Source organism: Microbacterium sp. NPDC055502 (assembly GCF_053643635.1).
The window spans coordinates 671,410-690,526 of the sequence record NZ_JBSHKJ010000002.1 but is presented as its reverse complement, the minus strand read 5'-3'; the positions used below and the strand labels follow the sequence as shown (position 1 = coordinate 690,526).

14 protein-coding genes are annotated in these 19,117 nt (G+C 71.0%); 6 read left to right on the top strand and 8 right to left on the bottom strand.

Going from position 1 to position 19,117, the window contains the following annotated elements; all coding sequences use genetic code 11:
- Positions 1–138: 138 nt before the first annotated feature.
- Together ACWH95_RS14350 and dxs are read left to right on the top strand one after the other, a co-directional pair.
- Entirely contained in the window at positions 139–2,973 is a 2,835-nt protein-coding gene (locus ACWH95_RS14350) for an aconitate hydratase (protein WP_136036099.1), read from the top strand.
- Between the two features lie 156 nt (positions 2,974–3,129).
- Positions 3,130–5,070, top strand: a complete 1,941-nt coding sequence (gene dxs / locus ACWH95_RS14345; RefSeq protein ID WP_136036100.1) for a 1-deoxy-D-xylulose-5-phosphate synthase — start codon at positions 3,130–3,132, stop codon at positions 5,068–5,070.
- A 19-nt stretch (positions 5,071–5,089) separates the two neighbouring features.
- Here the strand turns inward: dxs and ACWH95_RS14340 are convergent, their stop codons facing one another.
- Positions 5,090–6,547: a glycerol-3-phosphate dehydrogenase/oxidase gene (locus ACWH95_RS14340; protein ID WP_454120853.1), complete on the bottom strand. Its 1,458-nt coding sequence runs from the start codon at positions 6,545–6,547 to the stop codon at positions 5,090–5,092.
- Positions 6,544–7,137 carry a TetR/AcrR family transcriptional regulator gene (locus ACWH95_RS14335; RefSeq protein ID WP_281733208.1) on the bottom strand — a complete coding sequence of 198 codons (594 nt, stop codon included), beginning with the start codon at positions 7,135–7,137 and terminating at the stop codon, positions 6,544–6,546. The genes ACWH95_RS14340 and ACWH95_RS14335 overlap by 4 nt, the downstream gene beginning before the upstream one ends.
- Positions 7,138–7,157: 20 nt before the next feature.
- Here ACWH95_RS14335 and ACWH95_RS14330 point away from each other — a divergent pair, with 20 nt between their 5' ends.
- From ACWH95_RS14330 to ACWH95_RS14320, 3 genes are read left to right on the top strand one after another with little or no spacing between them, the layout of a single operon-like run.
- The gene (locus ACWH95_RS14330; RefSeq protein WP_454120852.1) at positions 7,158–8,786 is read left to right on the top strand and encodes an FAD-binding oxidoreductase; all 1,629 of its coding nucleotides are present in this window, start codon (positions 7,158–7,160) and stop codon (positions 8,784–8,786) included.
- A 1-nt stretch (position 8,787) separates the two neighbouring features.
- Positions 8,788–9,702 carry a diacylglycerol/lipid kinase family protein gene (locus ACWH95_RS14325; RefSeq protein ID WP_454120851.1) on the top strand — a complete coding sequence of 305 codons (915 nt, stop codon included), beginning with the start codon at positions 8,788–8,790 and terminating at the stop codon, positions 9,700–9,702.
- Positions 9,692–11,356 carry a GMC oxidoreductase gene (locus tag ACWH95_RS14320; protein WP_136036102.1) on the top strand — a complete coding sequence of 555 codons (1,665 nt, stop codon included), beginning with the start codon at positions 9,692–9,694 and terminating at the stop codon, positions 11,354–11,356. The genes ACWH95_RS14325 and ACWH95_RS14320 overlap by 11 nt, the downstream gene beginning before the upstream one ends.
- Here ACWH95_RS14320 and ACWH95_RS14315 read toward each other — a convergent pair whose 3' ends face one another.
- The 4 genes from ACWH95_RS14315 to ACWH95_RS14300 form a co-directional block, all read right to left on the bottom strand.
- Positions 11,357–13,498 carry a 3-hydroxyacyl-CoA dehydrogenase NAD-binding domain-containing protein gene (locus ACWH95_RS14315; protein ID WP_136033054.1) on the bottom strand — a complete coding sequence of 714 codons (2,142 nt, stop codon included), beginning with the start codon at positions 13,496–13,498 and terminating at the stop codon, positions 11,357–11,359. It lies immediately after the preceding gene.
- Entirely contained in the window at positions 13,495–14,700 is a 1,206-nt protein-coding gene (locus tag ACWH95_RS14310; RefSeq protein WP_136033056.1) for a thiolase family protein, read from the bottom strand. Before ACWH95_RS14310 ends, ACWH95_RS14315 begins: the two co-directional genes overlap by 4 nt.
- A 75-nt stretch (positions 14,701–14,775) precedes the next feature.
- A complete protein-coding gene (locus ACWH95_RS14305) occupies positions 14,776–15,969 on the bottom strand; it encodes a ribonuclease D (protein ID WP_136033058.1) in 1,194 nt (397 codons plus the stop codon).
- Positions 15,962–16,543: a DUF3000 domain-containing protein gene (locus ACWH95_RS14300; RefSeq protein WP_136033060.1), complete on the bottom strand. Its 582-nt coding sequence runs from the start codon at positions 16,541–16,543 to the stop codon at positions 15,962–15,964. The genes ACWH95_RS14305 and ACWH95_RS14300 overlap by 8 nt, the downstream gene beginning before the upstream one ends.
- Positions 16,544–16,568: 25 nt before the next feature.
- Between ACWH95_RS14300 and ACWH95_RS14295 the strand changes: the two genes are divergently transcribed.
- Positions 16,569–17,723, top strand: coding sequence for an alpha/beta hydrolase family protein (locus ACWH95_RS14295; protein WP_136033062.1), 1,155 nt, complete (start codon positions 16,569–16,571; stop codon positions 17,721–17,723).
- On the opposite strand, the gene ACWH95_RS14290 is transcribed toward ACWH95_RS14295, so the two are convergent.
- Positions 17,707–18,138: a SufE family protein gene (locus tag ACWH95_RS14290; protein WP_136033064.1), complete on the bottom strand. Its 432-nt coding sequence runs from the start codon at positions 18,136–18,138 to the stop codon at positions 17,707–17,709. The two genes, ACWH95_RS14295 and ACWH95_RS14290, sit on opposite strands and share 17 nt — an antisense overlap.
- Positions 18,139–18,157: 19 nt before the next feature.
- Positions 18,158–19,051 (bottom strand): sulfurtransferase, encoded by an 894-nt coding sequence (locus ACWH95_RS14285; RefSeq protein ID WP_206253368.1) that lies wholly within the window; start codon positions 19,049–19,051, stop codon positions 18,158–18,160.
- Between the last annotated feature and the right edge of the window lie 66 nt (positions 19,052–19,117).

The window sequence follows — 19,117 nt, the reverse complement described above, 5'->3', positions numbered from 1 at the left end:
ATCAAGATAAATCGCAGGCTTTCGCCCACGCGTCGCGGGGAGCAGACTGGTTAGGTCCGCCTTCCTAGCCGCCGGGGTGCGCGGGCGAGCAAGATGGAGGCGCCTGTCGCTCCCATCCGAATAGAAGGAGACGGATTCGTGTCCACGGTGAACAGCTTCGGTGCCAAGAGCACCCTGACGGTCGGCAGCACCGACTACGAGATCTTCCGCATCGACACGGTGCCCGGTTTCGACAAGCTTCCCTTCAGCCTCAAGGTCCTGCTGGAGAACCTGCTTCGCACCGAGGATGGCGCGAACGTGACGAAGGCGCAGATCGAGGCGCTCGGCTCGTGGGATGCCACCGCCGAGCCGAACACCGAGATCCAGTTCACGCCGGCGCGCGTGGTCATGCAGGACTTCACCGGCGTGCCCTGCATCGTCGACCTCGCCACGATGCGCGAGGCAGTCACGGCGCTCGGCGGCGACGCCAACAAGATCAACCCGCTCTCGCCCGCCGAGATGGTGATCGACCACTCCGTCATCGCCGACCTCTTCGGGACCGAGAACGCGCTCGAGCGCAACGTCGAGATCGAGTACGAGCGCAACGGCGAGCGGTACCAGTTCCTGCGCTGGGGCCAGACGGCGTTCAGCGACTTCAAGGTCGTCCCGCCCGGCACCGGCATCGTCCACCAGGTGAACATCGAGCACCTGGCCAAGGTCATCTACGACCGCGAGGTCGGCGGCGTGCTGCGCGCGTACCCCGACACCTGCGTCGGCACCGATTCGCACACCACGATGGTGAACGGTCTCGGCGTGCTCGGCTGGGGCGTCGGCGGCATCGAGGCCGAGGCCGCGATGCTCGGCCAGCCCGTGTCGATGCTCATCCCGCGCGTCGTGGGCTTCAAGCTCTCGGGCGAGATCCCCGCCGGTGTGACCGCGACCGACGTCGTGCTCACCATCACCGACATGCTGCGCAAGCACGGCGTGGTCGGCAAGTTCGTCGAGTTCTACGGCGAGGGCGTCGCCTCGGTGCCGCTCGCGAACCGCGCCACGATCGGCAACATGTCGCCGGAGTTCGGCTCCACCGCCGCGATCTTCCCGATCGACGACGTCACGCTCGACTACCTGCGCCTCACCGGCCGCAGCGAGGAAGCCGTCGCGCTTGTCGAGGCGTACGCCAAGGAGCAGCAGCTCTGGCACGACGCGTCGCGCGAGCCCGTGTTCAGCGAGTACCTCGAGCTGGACCTCGGCACGGTCGTCCCGTCGATCGCCGGCCCGAAGCGTCCGCAGGACCGCATCCTGCTGTCCGAGGCCAAGTCGCAGTTCGAGCAGGACATCCTGGCCTACGCCTCGCCCTCGACCAGCGAGGACATCGTCGACCTCGAGTCGAAGCACTCGTTCCCCGCGTCCGACCCCGGGCAGGTCCCCGGCGAGGAGGAGCCGACCACGCGTCCGGTGCACATCAGCAGCGGCGCCCCGGTCAACGCCTCCAACCCGGTGCCGGTCACCACCCCGGACGGCGAGAAGTACATCCTCGACAACGGCGCTGTGACCCTCGCCGCCATCACGTCGTGCACGAACACGTCGAACCCGTCGGTCATGATCGCGGCCGGTCTGCTCGCACGCAAGGCGCGCGAGAAGGGCCTGAAGCAGAAGCCCTGGGTCAAGACGACGCTCGGCCCCGGCTCGAAGGTCGTCACCGACTATTACGAGAAGTCCGGCCTCGACAAGGATCTCGAGGGCCTCGGCTTCTACACCGTCGGCTACGGCTGCACGATCTGCATCGGAAACTCCGGCCCGCTGATCGAGGAGGTGTCGGAGGCGATCAACTCGCACGACCTCGCCGTGACGGCCGTCCTCTCCGGCAACCGCAACTTCGAGGGCCGGATCAGCCCCGACGTGAAGATGAACTACCTGGCCAGCCCGCCGCTGGTCATCGCGTACGCCCTCGCCGGATCGATGCACTTCGACTTCGACACCGACGCGCTGGGTCAGGACGCCGACGGCAACGACGTGTTCCTCAAGGACATCTGGCCGTCGCCGGAGGAGGTGCAGGAGATCGTCGACTCGTCGATCTCGCGCGACCAGTTCATCAAGCAGTACGCCACGGTGTTCGACGGCGACGAGCGCTGGCGCAACCTGCCGACGCCCGACGACGACACGTTCCAGTGGGACGAGAACTCGACCTACGTGCGCAAGGCGCCGTACTTCGACGGCATGACGATGGAGCTCACCCCGGTGCAGGACATCCAGGGCGCGCGCGTCATGGCGACCCTGGGCGACTCGGTCACGACCGATCACATCTCGCCCGCCGGGAACATCAAGCCAGGCACCCCGGCGGCGCAGTACCTCACCGAGCACGGCGTGGACCGCAAGGACTTCAACTCCTTCGGCTCGCGCCGAGGCAACCACGAGGTGATGATCCGCGGCACGTTCGCGAACATCCGCCTGAAGAACCTCATGGTCTCGGCCGTCAACGATGGTCAGGTCGTCGAGGGCGGGTTCACGCGCGACTTCACCCAGCCGGGCGGCCCGCAGTCGTACATCTACGACGCGTGCATGAACTACGCCGAGCAGGGCACCCCGCTCGTCGTGTTCGGCGGCAAGGAGTACGGCTCCGGCTCGTCGCGCGACTGGGCGGCCAAGGGCACGAGCCTGCTGGGCGTCAAGGCCGTGATCACGGAGAGCTTCGAGCGCATCCACCGCTCCAACCTCATCGGCATGGGCGTCGTCCCGCTGCAGTTCCCGGCGGGCGAGAGCTGGGAGTCGCTGGGCCTCGACGGCACCGAGATCGTCTCGATCACGGGCCTCGAGGAGCTCAACAACGGCGTCACCCCGAAGACTGTCAAGGTCACCGCCACCCCGAGCGAGCACTCGCCCGAGGGCAAGCAGCCGATCGAGTTCGACGCGGTCGTCCGCATCGACACCCCCGGTGAGGCGGACTACTACCGCAACGGCGGCATCCTGCAGTACGTGCTGCGCTCGCTCGTCTGACGCGTCTCACGGAGGGGCCCGGGTCTACGGACACGGGCCCCTTCGCCGTGTCAAGGGGGCGTCGTCCTCGGCGGCTTCTCCGACTCCGCGAGGTAGGATCGGTAGGCGCTCGCACCCGTGACGGGCGTCTCTGTCGAAGCCTGTGAGGAGGCGCAGATGCCCATTCTTCCGAGCATCTCTGGACCCCGCGACCTGGACCGCCTGTCGCCAGAGCAACTGGAAGAACTCGCCTCCGAGATCCGCACGTTCCTCGTCGAGAACGTTTCGCGTACCGGGGGCCACCTGGGGCCGAACCTCGGCGTCGTGGAGCTCACCATCGCCCTCCACCGCGTGTTCTCGTCTCCCGACGACCCCTTCATCTTCGACACCGGGCATCAGTCCTACGTGCACAAGCTGCTCACGGGGCGCCAGGACTTCTCCGGACTGCGCGTGCGCGGCGGTCTGGCCGGCTACCCGCAGCGCGGCGAGAGCCCCCACGACGTGGTCGAGTCCTCCCACGCCTCCAGCTCGCTGAGCTGGGCAGACGGCGTGTCCCGCGCCCTCACCGCGACCGGACGCGCCGACCGGCATGTGGTCGCCGTCGTGGGCGACGGTGCGCTCACCGGCGGCATGACCTGGGAGGCGCTGAACAACATCTCCGACGACAACGACCGCAACCTGGTGATCGTCGTCAACGACAACGGCCGCTCCTACGCACCCACGATCGGCGGGATGTCGCGCTACCTGAACCGGGTCCGCACGGCGGCCGCGTACAAGGACCTCCACCACAAGTCCGACCGTCTGTTCCGCGCGTTCGGCCCCGTCGGCAGGGCCGTGTTCCGTGGGGTGCGGGGTGGCACGCACGGCTTCCTCTCCCGCTTCACGAACAACGAGGCCCTCTACTCGAACCTCGACATCAAGTACCTCGGCCCGGTGGACGGCCACGACCTCCCGGCCCTGCTGGAGACCCTGGAGCTCGCGAAGTCGTACGGCGCGCCCGTCATCGTGCACGCCATCACCGAGAAGGGGCGCGGGTACCAGCCCGCGCGCGACGACGACGCCGATCAGTTCCACGCGGTCGGGCGCATCGACCCCACGACCGGGGAGACGCTGTCTTCCGGCGGGCGCGGATGGACCGACGTGTTCTCCGACGCGCTGGTCGACGTGGGCGAACGGCGCTCCGACGTGATCGCGATCACCGCGGCGATGCTGCGGCCGACCGGACTGGCCCCCTTCGCCGAGCGCTTCCCGGATCGGGTGTACGACGTGGGCATCGCCGAGCAGCACGCCGTGGCCTCGGCGGCCGGACTCGCCTATGGCGGGCTGCACCCGGTGGTCGCGGTGTACGCGACCTTCATGGGCCGCGCCTTCGATCAGGTGCTCATGGACGTCGCGCTGCACCGTGCCGGCGTCACCTTCGTGCTCGACCGTGCCGGGGTCACCGGTCCCGACGGTCCGAGCCATCACGGCATGTGGGACCTCGCGATGCTGCAGATCGTGCCGCACATCCGCATCGCCGCGCCGCGCGACGGCGTGCGACTCACCGAGGCGCTGGACGAGGCGGTCGCCGTCGAGGACGCGCCCACCGTGATCCGGTTCCCGAAGGGGGAGGTCGCGCCCGACCTCCCGGCGATCGAGCGCCTCGCTGACGGCGTCGACGTGCTGGCCAGGGGGGAGAGCGAAGACGTGCTCATCGTCGCGATCGGCCCGTTCGCCGAGCTCGCCCTCGATGTGGCGGACCGCCTCCGCGCGCAGGGCATCGGTGCGACGGTGCTCGACCCGCGCTGGGCGATCCCGGTGCAGCCGTCGGTCGTCGAGCACGCCGCTCGTCATCGCCTGGTCATCACCCTGGAGGACGGCATCCGCGTCGGCGGCATCGGCACGCGCGTGCGCCAGGTGCTGCGCGAGGCCGGGATCGACACGGCCGTGGACGAGCTGGGGCTGCCCGACGAGTTCCTCGACCACGCGTCGCGCGACCAGATCCTCGCGGATGCGGGGCTCACGGCGTCGAAGATCGCCCAGGACGTGGTGGCGCAGGTGCTCGGGACGCGCATCCCCAAGGCGCGCCACGCGGGAGAGACCGGTACGATCGACCTCCCGCTGCACGAGCGCCACTGATCCGGGGCCCGCGGCGGGATCAGTCCAGATCGGCGAGGGTCTCCGCGACGATGCGCTCGACGGTCGGTCGTGCGCGCTCCGCGTCCGCGGCGACCAGCGCGAGGCGGCTGCGTCGTTCCAGGACGTCGTCCGCGGTCAGCGCGCCTTCGCACCGCACGGCGAACTCGACCGCGGCGCGTGAGAGTGCGGGCGGATCCGACGTGTCGTCCGGTGCACCCCACCGCGCGCCCGTGTCCTCCACGAGCCGCAGAGCCGCGGTGCTGCTGGGCGGTGCGTCGATCCCGCGGTGACGCAGGGCGAGGTCGACCGCGTCCTCGGCCATCCGACGGTAGGTCGTGAGCTTCCCGCCGAGCACCGACACGAACCCGCCGGGGGAGATGTGCACCAGGTGCCGCCGGGACACGTCCGCGGACGACGCGGCGCCGTTGTCCACCAGGGGCCGCAGCCCGGCGAACGCCCCGCGGACGTGGTCTCGCGTGAGGGGGGTCGCCAGCAGTCGGTTCAGCGTGGCGAGCAGCGACGCGATCTCGGGCTCGGTGGGCGCGGCGACGCGCGGGACCGGCCCGGGGGCGTCCTCATCGGTCAGTCCCACGATCACCCGCCCGTGGCGCTGCGGCAGCGCGAACACGTAGCGGCTGATCGAGCCCTCCCGGGGAACGGTCAACGCCGCGGTCGGGCGGCCCAGGTCGTCCGCGTCGAGCACGAGGTGCGTGCCGCGGCTCGGGCGCACGCGGATGCTGTCGTCGAGCGTTCCCGCCCAGACGCCGGTGGCGTTCACGACGGCCCGGGCGCGCAGCTCGAGCCGCTCGCCCGTGAGCGTGTCGACGACGGTCGCTCCACCGTCGTGCAGCTCCTCGGCCCGCACCCGTGTGAGGATGCGGGCGCCCCGCCCCGCCGCCGTCCGTGCGACAGCGACCACGAGCGCGGCGTCATCGACCAGCTGCCCGTCGAAGCCGAGCACGCCGCCGCGCAGGTCACGGCGACGCAGAGCGGGGAACAGCCGCTGGGCCTCGCGCGGCCCCACCAGTCGCGGCGGTGGCAGCACCCGACGCGGCGTCCTGGCGCGCAGTCGCAGCGCGTCGCCCATGGCCATGCCCATCGAACCGGCGGAGCGCTGGCGGAGCGTCACTCCGGGGGCGAACGGCAGCAGCTGCGGCAGCGGACGGATGAGGTGCGGCGCGATCACCGTCATCAGCAGGTGTCGTTCGAGCGCACTCTCGTTCGCGGTGGCGACATCCCCGGTGGCGAGATAGCGCAGTCCGCCGTGTACGAGCTTCGAGCTGAAGCGGCTCGTGCCGAACGCGAGGTCTTCGGCCTCGATCAGTGTGACGCGGAGTCCGCGTGAGGCGGCGTCGAGGGCCGCACCGACACCGGTGATGCCTCCGCCGACCACCAGCACGTCGCAGGTCTCCTCCGCTCCCGCGGCGAGATCGCGTCGGCGGCGGGCGGCGTGGAGGGCGGTGGCGGGGTCGGTCACGGTCGCAGGTGCCCGTCCACGGCGGCGCGGAGCTCGCGCTCCCACGCGTCCTCGTCGATCAGGTCGGCCACGGTCGCGTGCGACAGCACGGCCGACTGGGCGATCAGGAGCAGCATCACGGCGATCTCCTCGGGCGCTCCGGCCCGCACGGACCCGTGCCTCTGGCCCCGTCCGATGGCTGCGGCGAGCCAGCCGAGGATGAGCCGTTGGCTCGACCCGACGCGCTGCAGCGTGTAGCGCGTGAAGGCCTCCGGCTCCTCGTCGAGCAGCCGGGCGTAGACGTCGTCGGCGCGGAACAGGGCCGTGAACGTCAGGATGTCGTCGACCAGGGCGGCTCGGGTGTCCGCGACCGCGGAGAAGCGTCCGATGAGGGTTCCGACGCGCCGCAGCAGAGCGGCGCGCACCACGTCGTCGGCATCGCTCCAGGTGCGGTAGATCGTCGGACGGCTGAGTCCGGAGCGGCGCGCGAGCGCTGCGATCGTGACCCCGTGGATGCCGGTGCGCACGATGAGCTCGTCGGCCGCGTCGAGGACCCGCGTCTGCGTCGGTTCCCACACGGGTGGGACTCCGACAGGTTGACGTTCTTCCATGATGTGTCACACTGTAACGCATGCAGGACGAGATTGGCAGGGCCGCCGAACAGGAGCCCATGCGGTGGAACGGCTGGGGCGATCCGGCGAAGGCGAAGGAGCTTCCGCGCGCCGTGCGAGCCCTGATCCCGCTGCTGCTGGGGCGAGTGCGCCGCCCTGCGCCGCCGCCGTCGCTCGCGGAGGTGCGCGTCCGACCGAGCGCGCTCACCGACGACGACCGGGCGGCGTTCGCGGCCGTCGTCGGCGTCGACGGGGTGGACCACGCGGACGAGGCGAGGATCCGTCACGCCGGCGGGCGCTCCACCCCGGACCTGCTGCGGCGCCGCGAGCGCGATCAACGCGTGCCGGACGGGGTCGTGCTGCCCGCCGACCACGCTCAGGTCATGGCATGCCTCGTCGTGGCCGGGGAGCGCGACATCGCGGTGATCCCCTACGGCGGGGGCACGAGCGTGGTCGGCGCGCTCGATCCGGAGCGCGGACCCCACCGCGCCGTGATCAGCCTGGATCTGCGCCGCCTGCGCGGCCTGCTGCGCGTCGATGCGCTCAGCGGCGAGGCGGTGTTCGCGGCCGGGACGAACGGCCCGGACGCCGAGGCGCAGCTGGCAGCGCACGGGCTCGAGCTGGGACACTACCCGCAGAGCTTCCGCTATGCGACCATCGGCGGCTTCGCGGCCGCGCGTTCGTCGGGCCAGAACTCCGCAGGGTACGGACGCTTCGACACCATGGTCACCGGGCTCCGGGTCGCGACACCGACGGGCGACCTCGAGCTCGGCCGGGCTCCCGGATCCGCCGCGGGACCCGACCTGATCCGGCTGTTCCTGGGGTCGGAGGGCATCTTCGGCGTCATCACCGAGGTCCGCGTGCGCGTGCACCCCGTGCCGGCCGAGCGGGTGTTCGAGTCATGGTCGTTTCCCGACTTCGCGCACGGGGTCGACGGACTCCGCCGCGTCGCGCAGCACGGCGCGGGTCCCACCGTGATCCGTCTGTCCGACGAGGCCGAGACCGCCGTCGGTCTCGCGCAGGTCGGCCGGATCGGGAAGGCGATCGCGCGCGGCGCCAGCGTCGTGACGGTGTACGAGGGCGATGACATCGACGCGCGGCGCGCCCGGACGACCGCGCTGCTGCGCGCGGCGGGCGGGACGTCGTCGGGCGCAGGGGATGCGGAGGAGTGGGCGGCCGGCCGATTCGACGGGCCCTACCTGCGCGACTCCCTGCTCGACGCCGGTGTGTTCTGCGAGACCCTCGAGACCGCCACCACCTGGACGGGGCTCGCGACGCTGAAGGCCGCGGTCGAGACCGCCCTGCGCGAGGGCTTCCGCGACGCGGGGGCCCGGTCGACCGTGATGTGCCACGTCTCGCACGTGTACCCCACGGGGGCGTCGCTGTACTTCACCGTCCTGGCCGGGATCCGCAGCGATCCGCTCCCGGTGTGGACGACCGTCAAGGCACGCGTGAACGACGCGATCCTCGCGCACGGGGGCACCATCAGCCACCATCACGCGGTCGGACGGGATCACGCGCCCTGGCTGGCGCAGGAGCTCGGGCCGGCCGGGATGCGGATCCTCGCAGCGATCAAGCGCGAGCTCGACCCGCAGGCGCTCCTGAACCCGGGCGCCGTGATCCCCGCTGCCCTCCCGGCGGGGGACTGACGTGGGCCACATCGCGGTGCTGTCGAACCCCCGCGCGGGCAAGGGGCGCGGCCGCCGTCTGACCGAGCTCACAGTGGCACACCTTCGACAGCGCGGCGCGAGCGTCAGACTCTACGCCGGGGACTCGGCGGCGGACACGACGGCGCTGGCGTCTGAAGCCCTCGTGGGCGGGCCGGACGGGCTCGTGGTGGTCGGCGGGGACGGCACGCTGTCGGGCATCCTCGATGTCGTGTGCGCCGCCGCCGTCCCGATCACCCTGGTGCCCGCCGGGACGGGCAACGACCTCGCCCGCGCGCTCGGCCTGCCGCGACACGACGCCGCCGCAGCCGTCGAACTCGCCCTCACCGGCACGCCCCGGGCGATCGACGTGGGTGAGGTCGAGACGCGCGCGGGTCGTGCCGCCTTCCTCACGGTCGTGGCGTTGGGCTTCGACGCGAGGGTGAGCGACCGCACCAACCGTCTGCGCTGGCCCTCCGGCGCCCTCCGGTACTACCTGGCCCTGCTCATCGAGCTCGTCCGGCTGCGGCCGCTCGACTTCACCGTCACGGTCGACGACGAACGGCCGATCACCGCCCGGGGCACTCTGGTGGCCATCGGGAACACGGCCAGCTACGGCGGAGGTATGCCGGTGTGCGTCGGCGCCCTGCCCGACGACGGGCGGCTCGACGTCGTCCGCGTCGCACCGCTCGGCCGCACCCGACTCGTGCGGCTGTTCCCCCTCCTGCTGCGCGGCGCCCACCTGGCCCGTCCCGAGGTGCAGCACACGGCAGCGCGCCGCGTCACGGTCGCCGCGCCCGGACTCGTGGTGTACGCCGACGGCGAGCGCCGGGGCGAGGACGTCTGCACCATCTCCGTGCGGACGGGTGCGCTGACGATGATGACCCCACCGAGCGAGGGAGACGCCCGTGTTCGATGAGGACGTCGTGGTCGTGGGGTCGGGTTTCGGCGGCTCGGTCGCGGCGCTGCGGCTGAGCGAGAAGGGCTACCGTGTCCGCGTGCTCGAGGCCGGGCGGCGCTTCGCCGACGACGACTTCGCGAAGACGAGCTGGAACGTGCGCCGGTACCTGTGGGCGCCCGCGCTCGGGTGCTTCGGCGTGCAGCGCATCCACCGCCTCCCGCACGTCATGATCCTCGCGGGAGCCGGTGTGGGCGGAGGCTCGCTCAACTACGCCAACACGCTCTACGAGCCGGGCCCCGCGTTCTTCGCCGACCCGCAGTGGGGCTCGATCCGTGACTGGCGGGCGGCGCTCGCTCCGCACTACGCCACCGCGAAGCGCATGCTCGGCGTGGTCGATGCGTATCCGCACAGCGGGCCGGTCGAACGGATAATGGCGGGCGCCGCGGACGACCTCGGCGTAGGGGAGAGCTTCCGCCGGGCACCCGTCGGGGTGTGGTTCGGCGAGCCGGGGCGCCGCGTGCCCGATCCGTACTTCGGCGGGGAGGGTCCCGACCGCACGGGGTGCACGCTGTGCGGCAACTGCATGGTGGGGTGCCGCGTCGGCGCGAAGAACACCCTGGTGAAGAACTACCTCGCGCTGGCGGAGCGACGCGGGGTCGCGATCGAGCCCCTCCGCACGGTCACCGAGGTGCGGGAGCTGGCGACGGGCGGCTTCGCGATCACGACCGTGCGCAGCGGGGCCTGGCTGCGGCGCCGGGCCCGCACCGTGACGGCGCGGGAGGTCGTGCTCGCCGCCGGCACCTGGGGCACGCAGCAGCTGCTGCACCGGATGAAGCACACCGGCGCGCTCCCTCGGATACCCGACGCCGTGGGGCGCCTGACCCGCACGAACTCCGAGGCGCTCGACGGCGCCGTGGCCGTGCGCGTTCCGGAGCAGCTTCAGCTCGCGCGGGGTGTGGCGATCACGACGTCCTTCCACGTGGACGAGCGCACCCACGTCGAGAACGTCCGCTACGGTCCGGGGTCGAACCTGATGGGAGCTCTGGCCACCGTGCTCGTGCCGGGGGAGAGGTCGCTGCCCGGACGCCTGGCAGCGCTCGTGCGGGGAATCCTCCGCGCACCGGTCACCGCGGTCCGGCTCGGGTCGCTCCGGCGGTGGAGCGAGCGCGGGATCATCGCCCTCGTCATGCAGACCGCCGACAACTCCCTCACGCTGTCGCTGCGGCGGCGGTTCGGGCGGTGGCGTCTGACCAGCGCGCAGGGGCACGGTGCGCCGAACCCGAGTCACCTGCCGGAGGCACACCGCGCGGCGCAGGCGATCGCGGCGCGGCTCGAGCAGGAGAGCGGGATCCGTGCCGAGGCGCGCGGGTCGTGGCCGGAGGTGTTCGGGATCCCGCTGACGGCGCACTTCCTCGGCGGGGCGGTCATCTCCTCGGCCCCCGAGACCGGCGTCGTGGACGAGTACCACCGCGTCTGGGGTCATCCCGGGCTGCACGTCGTGGACGGTGCTGCGGTCCCCGCGAACCCCGGTGTCAACCCGTCGCTCACCATCACCGCCCTGGCGGAACGGGCGATGTCGCACTGGCCGCGCCGCGGGGAGCCCGACGAGCGCCCTGCCCAGGACGCGACGACGGGGGCCGCGCGCTCGGCACGGCCCCCGTCGTCGGACTGATCAGCGGTTCTCGATGCCGCGGATCTGCGGCGTGTGGAACGAGCCGCCGAAGGCGCGTTCCGAAGCGCCCTCGCGGTCGAGGTAGGGCGAGGCGCCGCCGTCGATGAACGGCCAGCCTGCGCCGAGGATGAGGCACAGGTCGATGTCCTCCACCTCGGGCACGACGCCCTCGTCCAGCATCAGCTTGATCTCCGTCGCCAGGCCGTCCTGCACGCGCTGCAGGATGGTCGCCGCAGAGGCCGGACTCTTGCCGAGTGCGGGCTTGATGACCTTCTCGGCCTGCTTGCTCCAGCCGACCACCCGGCCGCCCTTGTCCTTCTCCACGACCTGGTCGAGCGCGGCGAGGGCGTGGAAGTTCTCGTTCGCGTAGAACCGGTCGGGGAAGGCGTGCACCATCGTGTCCTGCACGTGGGCGGCGACCTTCCATCCGACCAGGTCGATCAGCTGGAACGGCCCCATCGGCAGGCCGAGCGGCGCGAACGCCTTCTCCACCTCGGCGATCGGGGTGCCCTCGTAGACCGCGCGCGCAGCCTCGCCCATGACCTTGGCCAGCAGACGGTTCACCACGAAGCCGGGCGCGTCGGCGGTCAGGACCGCGTTCTTGCCCAGGTTCTTCGCGACCACGAAAGCCGTGGACAGCGCGGCCTCGGAGGTGCTCGGCGTCTTGACGATCTCGATCAGCGGCATGACGGCGACCGGGTTGAAGAAGTGGAACCCGACCAGGCGCTCCGGGTGAGCGAGCGTCGCGCCGATCTCCTCGACCGAGAGCGAGGAGGTGTTCGTGGCGAGGATGGTGTCCTCCGCCACGATCTTCTCGATCTCGCCGAAGACCTGCTGCTTGACGCCGACCTCTTCGAAGACCGCCTCGATCACGAAGTCGCAGTCGGCGTACAGGCTCTTGTCGGTCGTGCCCGTGACCAGCGCGCGCAGCTTGTTGGCGGTGTCGGCGTCGAGGCGCCCCTTGCCCTCCAGCTTCCCGATCTCGTCGTGGATGTACGCCACGCCCTTGTCGACCCGCGCCTGATCGAGGTCGGTGATGAGGACGGGGACCTGGAGCTTGCGCACGAAGAGCAGCGCGAACTGGCTCGCCATGAGTCCGGCGCCGATGATGCCGACCTTGGTGACCTTCTTCGCGAGCGCCTTGTCGGGCGCGCCGACCGGGCGCTTGGCCCGCTTCTGCACGAGATCGAAGGCGTACATCGAGGCGGCGAACTGATCGCCGGTCACGAGCTCGGCCAGTGCCTCGTCCTCGCGGGCGAAGCCCTCGGCCTTGGTGCCGCTCTTGGCCTTGTCGAGCAGGTCGAGCGCCGCGTACGGCGACTTCGGCACGGTGCCGATCTTCGACTCGAGCATGCCGCGCGCCATCTTGATCGCGATCGGCCACTTGGTGAGCCGCTCGATCTTGCCCGGCTCGTTCTTGCGCTCCACCTTCTTGCCGCCGAGGACCGCGTCGGCCCAGGTCAGCGAGTTCTCGAGGTAGTTCGCGGCGGGGAAGATCGCGTCGAAGATGCCCAGGTCGAACGCCTGCTGCGGCTTCAGCATGCGGTTCTGCTTGAGCGGGTTCGAGATGACGACCTCGAGCGCGTTCTCGATGCCGATGAGGTTCGGCAGCAGGTAGGCGCCGCCCCAGCCGGGGATGATGCCGAGGAACACCTCGGGGAGCGCCACGGCAGCGGCCGAGGCGTCGACGGTGCGGTAGCTGGAGTTCAGCGCGATCTCCAGCCCTCCACCGAGCGCCAGACCGTTCACGAACGCGAACGACGGCACGCCGAGCTCACCGAGCTTGCCGAGCACCCGGTGCCCGAGCTGCGCGATGAGGCGGGCGTTGTCGCGCGAGCCGACCTTGCTGATGTCGGACAGGTCGGCGCCGGCGGCCAGGATGTACTGCTTGCCCGTGATGCCGACGGCCTGGATCTCCCCGGACGCCGCCCGTGCCTTCAGCGCGTCCAGCGTCTCGCCGAGTTCGGTGAGCGTGGCCGGCCCGAGCGTGTTCGGGCGCGTGTGGTCGCGGCCGTTGTCGAGGGTGATGAGGGCGAGGACCTTGCCGGAGGGGAGGCGGATGTCGCGCACGGGGGAGTGCGTGATCACCTCGCCCTCCGTCAGCGCCTGGATGGGCGAGAAGTCGACGTCGTCGTAGCTCACTTCTTCTTCTTTCCGTCGTAGTGCGGGTTCTCCCAGATGACCGAGCCGCCCTGACCGAGGCCGACGCACATCGCGGTCAGGCCGTAGCGGACGTCGGGACGCTCGGCGAACTGTGCGGCGAGCTGGATCATCAGTCGGACGCCGGAGGCCGCGAGGGGGTGTCCGAGCGCGATCGCCCCGCCCCACTGGTTGACGCGGGGGTCGTCGTCGGCGATGCCGAAGTGGTCGAGGAGCGAGATCACCTGGATCGCGAACGCCTCATTCAGCTCGAACAGCCCGATGTCGGAGATGTCGAGTCCGGCCTTCTTGAGCGCCTTCTCCGTGGACGGGATCGGTCCGATGCCCATGATCTCCGGCTGCACGCCCGCGAAGGCGAACGACACCATGCGCATCTTCGGCGCGAGACCGAGCTCCTTCACCGCACGCCCACCGGCGAGCAGCGACATGGTCGCGCCGTCGGTCAGCGGCGAGGACGTGCCCGCCGTGACGCGTCCGTGCGGACGGAACGGCGTCTTGAGTCCGGCGAGGTCCTCCATCGTGGTCTGCGGGCGACGGCCCTCGTCCTCGGTGGCCAGACCCCACGCGCCGTCGGCGCCCTTGATCGCGACGGGAACCAGGTCGGGCTGGATCTTGCCGGCGTCGTACGCCGCCTGCACCTTGTGCTGGCTCAGCATGCCGAAGCGGTCGGAGCGCTCCTTGGTGAGGTGCGGGAACCGGTCGAAGATGCGCTCCGCCGTGACACCCATGTTGAGCGCGCCAGGGTCGACCATCTTCTCGGCGACGAAGCGCGGGTTGGGGTCGGCGTTGGAGCCGATCGGGTGGTGGCCCATGTGCTCGACGCCACCCGCGAGGGCGAGGTCGTACATGCCGACGCCGATCGACGCGCCCATCGTGGTGACGCTGGTCATCGCGCCCGCGCACATGCGCTCCACCGCGAGTCCGGGCACCGTCTGGGGGAGACCGGCCAGGATCGCGACGGACCGGCCGAGCGTGAGCCCCTGGTCACCGGTCTGGCTGGTCGCCGCGATGGCGACATCGTCGATGCGGTCGGCCGGCACGGCGGCGTTGCGCTCCATCAGCCCGATGGTCGCCTTGACGGCGAGGTCATCCGCGCGGGTGTTCCAGTACATGCCTTTTTCGCCGGCGCGCCCGAACGGGGTGCGCACGCCATCGACGAAGAAGACGTCCGAGATCTCGGCCACTCTGCCTCCAGGTTTCTTGGGGTTGACCTCAGTCTAGGAAGCCGTGAAAACCGGGAGGAATCGGTTGGATCGAACCTACGAAGCGGTCGGGGAGGTGGTGTCGGGCGCTTGCGCCGCCTCTACAAAGGCGTCCGCGATCTTCTGTGCGGTCTGTTCAATCTGCCAGGGACGCGCACCGAGCGCGGCGAGGGCGTCGCCGATCTCCGCCGCAGTGGTGCCGGGGGAGTCCCAGCACACGCGGCGCAGGTAGTCGGGCGTGAGGAGATTCTCGGTGGGCATGCCCAGCTCCTCCGCCACCGCCTCGACCGCGGGGCGTGCGGCCTTCAACCGTGCGTCCGCCTCGGGGTTCCGATCGGACCAGGCGCGCGGCGGGGGAAGGGTGTCGCTGGGGACGCGCTCGCGCGGCAGCTGCTCGGCCGCGCGACCGTCGACGATGGCCTGCCACCAGCGGTCGAGCTGGGTGCGGCTCGCGCGACCCTGGAACTCCTTGATGCCGGCCAGCGCCTGCTTCGACGCGGGGTTGGCGAGCACGGCCGCCACGAGCGAGCGGTCGGGGACGAGCCGGCCGGGGGAGATGTCCTGCTGCTGCGCGTACATCTCCCGCGCCTCCCACAGGGCGCGGGCGACGGCGAGGTTACGGGCGCCGCGCACCTGGTGCAACCCGCTGAGGCGCCGCCACGGATCTTCGCGCGGGGCCTTGGGCGTGCGCGCCAGCGTGGCCGCGAACTCCTGGGCGGCGAAGTCGGTCTTGCCCTGCTCCTCGAGCTCGGCGACCAGGGCGTCGCGCACGTCCACCAGGTGCAGCACGTCGAGCGCGGCGTACTCGAGCCAGGCGGCGGGGAGCGGACGGGTCGACCAGTCAGCCGCCGAGTGCTCCTTCTTCAGCGTGATGCCCAGTGTGTCCTCCACCACCGCCGCGAGCCCGACGCGGTCGTGACCGAGCAGCCGCGCCGCCAGCTCCGTGTCGAAGATCGTGCGCGGCTCGAGGTGCAGCTCCCGCAGCGACGGCAGGTCCTGACTCGCGGCGTGCAGCACCCACTCCACATCGCCGATCGCGGTCTGCAGTGCGCCCATGTCACCGATCGCCGGAGGATCGAACAGGAAGACGCCGCTGTCGCGACGGAACACCTGCACCAGGTAGGCCCGCTGCGAGTAGCGGAAACCGGACGCCCGCTCGACGTCGACCGCCACGGGGCCTGAGCCCGCCACGAGCGCCGCGCACGCCGCCAGGAACTCCTCGGTGTCGGAGATCACGGAGTATTCAGTCACGTACAGCCTTTCGCGCGCCGATCACGGCGATGCCCTCGGAGCCCGGCGGAAGTCCCGCCAGCATGCCGACCAGCTCGGCCCACGCTTCGACGTGCGGTCGGAAGGGGCCATCCGGTGTCCAGGACGCCCGCAATTCTATCTGTGCCCCGTCGCCCTCGTCGGCCAGGCCGCCGAAACCCTTGGACAGCGTCTTGGTCGAGGTGCCCGACGGCGCGCGATAGACCGCGCCGCGCGAGTCGAGCGCGTCCACCAGCCACGACCACGTCACGTCGGCCAGCAGCGGGTCGGTGCCGATCTCCGTCTCCAGCGGCGCCTGCGCGAAGATCACGATGCGCCAGGCGCCGCCCCAGGCATCCGGCTCGTCGGGATCGTGGAGCAGGATGAACCGGCCGGTGCCGTACACGGAGTCGCCGTCCTCGCCGGGCCGCACATCGGCGGAGAGCGCGATCGCGAACGGGGCGAGGCCCTGCGGCGTCGGGATCTCGCGCACCGTGATGTCATCGCGGAACGCGGTCTCACGCAGTTCGGCGACGGCGCTGTCGAAGGGCGTCCCGGCCTCGGGATGTGCGGTCACGGCAACAGGCTAGAGTCGGAAGGCGATGAAGAGTCTCAGGCACGCCGCCCAGTTCATTGTCCCCGCACTCCTCGCGCTGGGAGCCGCCGCCGGATTCCTGGTGCTCGCCGTCGCGCGACGCGTGGTCACCCCGATGCGCAAGGTGCCAGACACGGAGATCCTCGCGATCGACACCGGTGCGCAGACCATCGAGCTCGGTCGCACTCTCGACACCGAGCTGCCGGGGCGCTACGGGCTCTTCACCACGGGGACCTACGGCTACGTGAAGCTGGGGGCCGTGCTGAGCGCGGACAGCACGACGGTGCGTCGCAAGCTGCTCACCAAGATCGAGCCGGGCGCCAGCGTCGACCGCGGCGCCTCCTTCAGCGGTTCCTACTACACCTCTCCCAGCGAGCTGCACCTGCGGTGGGAGAACGTGCTGATCGGCTCGCCCGCCGGGCCGTGCCCCGCCTGGTTCTTCCCGGCGTCGTCCTCCACCTGGGTGATCCAGGTGCACGGCCGCGGCACGACCAGGTCGGAGTGCCTCCGCGCGGTGCCCGTGCTGCACGCCGCCGGGCTGCCGAACCTCGTGGTGTCGTACCGCAACGACGGCGAGGCACCGCGCACGCGGGCCGGCGCCTACGCCCTCGGGGCGTCCGAGTGGCGCGACGTCGACGCCGCCATCGCCTACGCGCTGCGCCACGGCGCCGAGCGTGTCGTGCTGATGGGCTGGTCCATGGGCGGCGCGGTGTCGCTGCAGGCCTCCGTGAGCTCGGGCAACCGGCACCGGATCGCCGGCGTCATCCTCGAGTCCCCGGTGGTCGACTGGCGCACGGTGCTGCGCTTCCAGGCGAAGCTCCTCCGCGTCCGGCCCCCGCTGCCCGACCTGGCGATGAGCGCCCTGCAACTGCCGCTCACGGCGCGGTTGAGCGGCGCCGACGAGCCGATCCTGTTCGACCGGCTCGACATGGTCGCGCGCGCCGACGAGCTCGCCGCACCGATCCTGATCCTGCACAGCGACGACGACGGCTTCGTGCCCGTCGACGCGTCACGGGCGTTGCAGGAGGCGCGACCCGATCTGGTCACCATGCCGCGGTTCACCGTCGCCCGCCACACGAAGCTGTGGAACTACGACGAGCGGGGCTGGGCCACCGCGATCACGTCGTGGCTGGCGGACCAGGGTCTCAGCGCTTCTGCCTGACCTGGTTCTTGGCGCGCATGAGCATTCCCGTCATCCCGCCGATGCGCAGCGGCGACACCGCTCTCGTGAGCCCGATCGACTGCGGGTAGTCCTCGGGGATCGCCAGCACCTGGTCGGACGTGAGGCCCGTGATGCCCTGCACGAGGATGCTCGCGAAGCCGCGCGTGGTCGGCGCCTCCTCCGGTGCGGTCGCGTGCATCGTCACGATGTCGTCGTTCACCTCGACGTAGATGTACACGGGCGACTGGCACTCGGCGACGCGCTCGCACATCTCGGGGTGGTTCGCGACCTCCTCAGACACCGGAGGCAGCTCGTCGGCGAACTCGAGGAGGAGCAGGAGGCGGTCGGCCTCGGGAGTCTCCAGGAACCCGTCGCGGATCTCGGCGAGGGTGTCGGGCAGGTCGGTGGCGCTCATCCCCGCCATTGTCCCACGGTCAGACCGTGCCGGGCTCGGCTCCGGTGACGATCGGAACGCGCACCGCGCTGCCCCACTCGGTCCAGGAACCGTCGTAGTTGCGCACGTTCTCGAAGCCGAGGAGGTGCTTCAGCACGAACCAGGTGTGGCTCGACCGCTCTCCGATCCGGCAGTAGGCCACCACGTCGTCGCCGTCCTTCAGCCCGGCGCCGTCGCGGTAGATCGCCTCGAGCTCGGCGCGGCTCTTGAAGCCGCCGTCCTCCGCGACCGCCTTGGCCCACGGCACGCTCTGCGCGGTCGGGATGTGACCGGCGCGCAGCGTGCCCTCCTCCGGGTAGGCCGGGGCGGTGGTCCGCTCGCCGCTGTACTCCTCGGGGGAGCGGACGTCGATGAGCGGGTTGCCGAGGTGGGCGAGAACGTCCTCCTTGTAGGCGCGGATCACGGAGTCGTCGCGCTCCACCACCGGGTACTCGGTGGTCGGGCGCTCGGTGACCTCGCGGGTCAGCTCGCGACCCTCCGCGATCCAGCGGTCACGGCCTCCGTCGAGCAGTCGCACGTCCTCGTGCCCGAAGAGCGAGAACACCCACAGCGCGTACGCCGCCCACCAGTTGTTCTTGTCGCCGTAGATCACGACCGTGTCGTCGCGGGCGATGCCCTTGCGGCTCAGCAGCGCCGCGAAGCCCTCGCCGTCGACGTAGTCCCTGACCACGGGGTCGTTCAGCTCCGTGTGCCAGTCGACCTTCACGGCACCGGGGATGTGGCCGGTCTCGTAGAGCAGCACATCCTCGTCCGACTCCACCACGACGAGCCCGGGAGTGCCGAGCCGCTCCGCCAGCCACTGCGTCGTCACGAGCCGTCCGGGCTCGGCATACTCGGCGAACTTGGAGGAGGAGGAGTCGAACTCGATGGCCATGGGGTCTCCGTAGCGGGTGAGCGGGCGAGCGGTCGGGTAAGACGGCGTAGTGTTGATCCGTCTCTT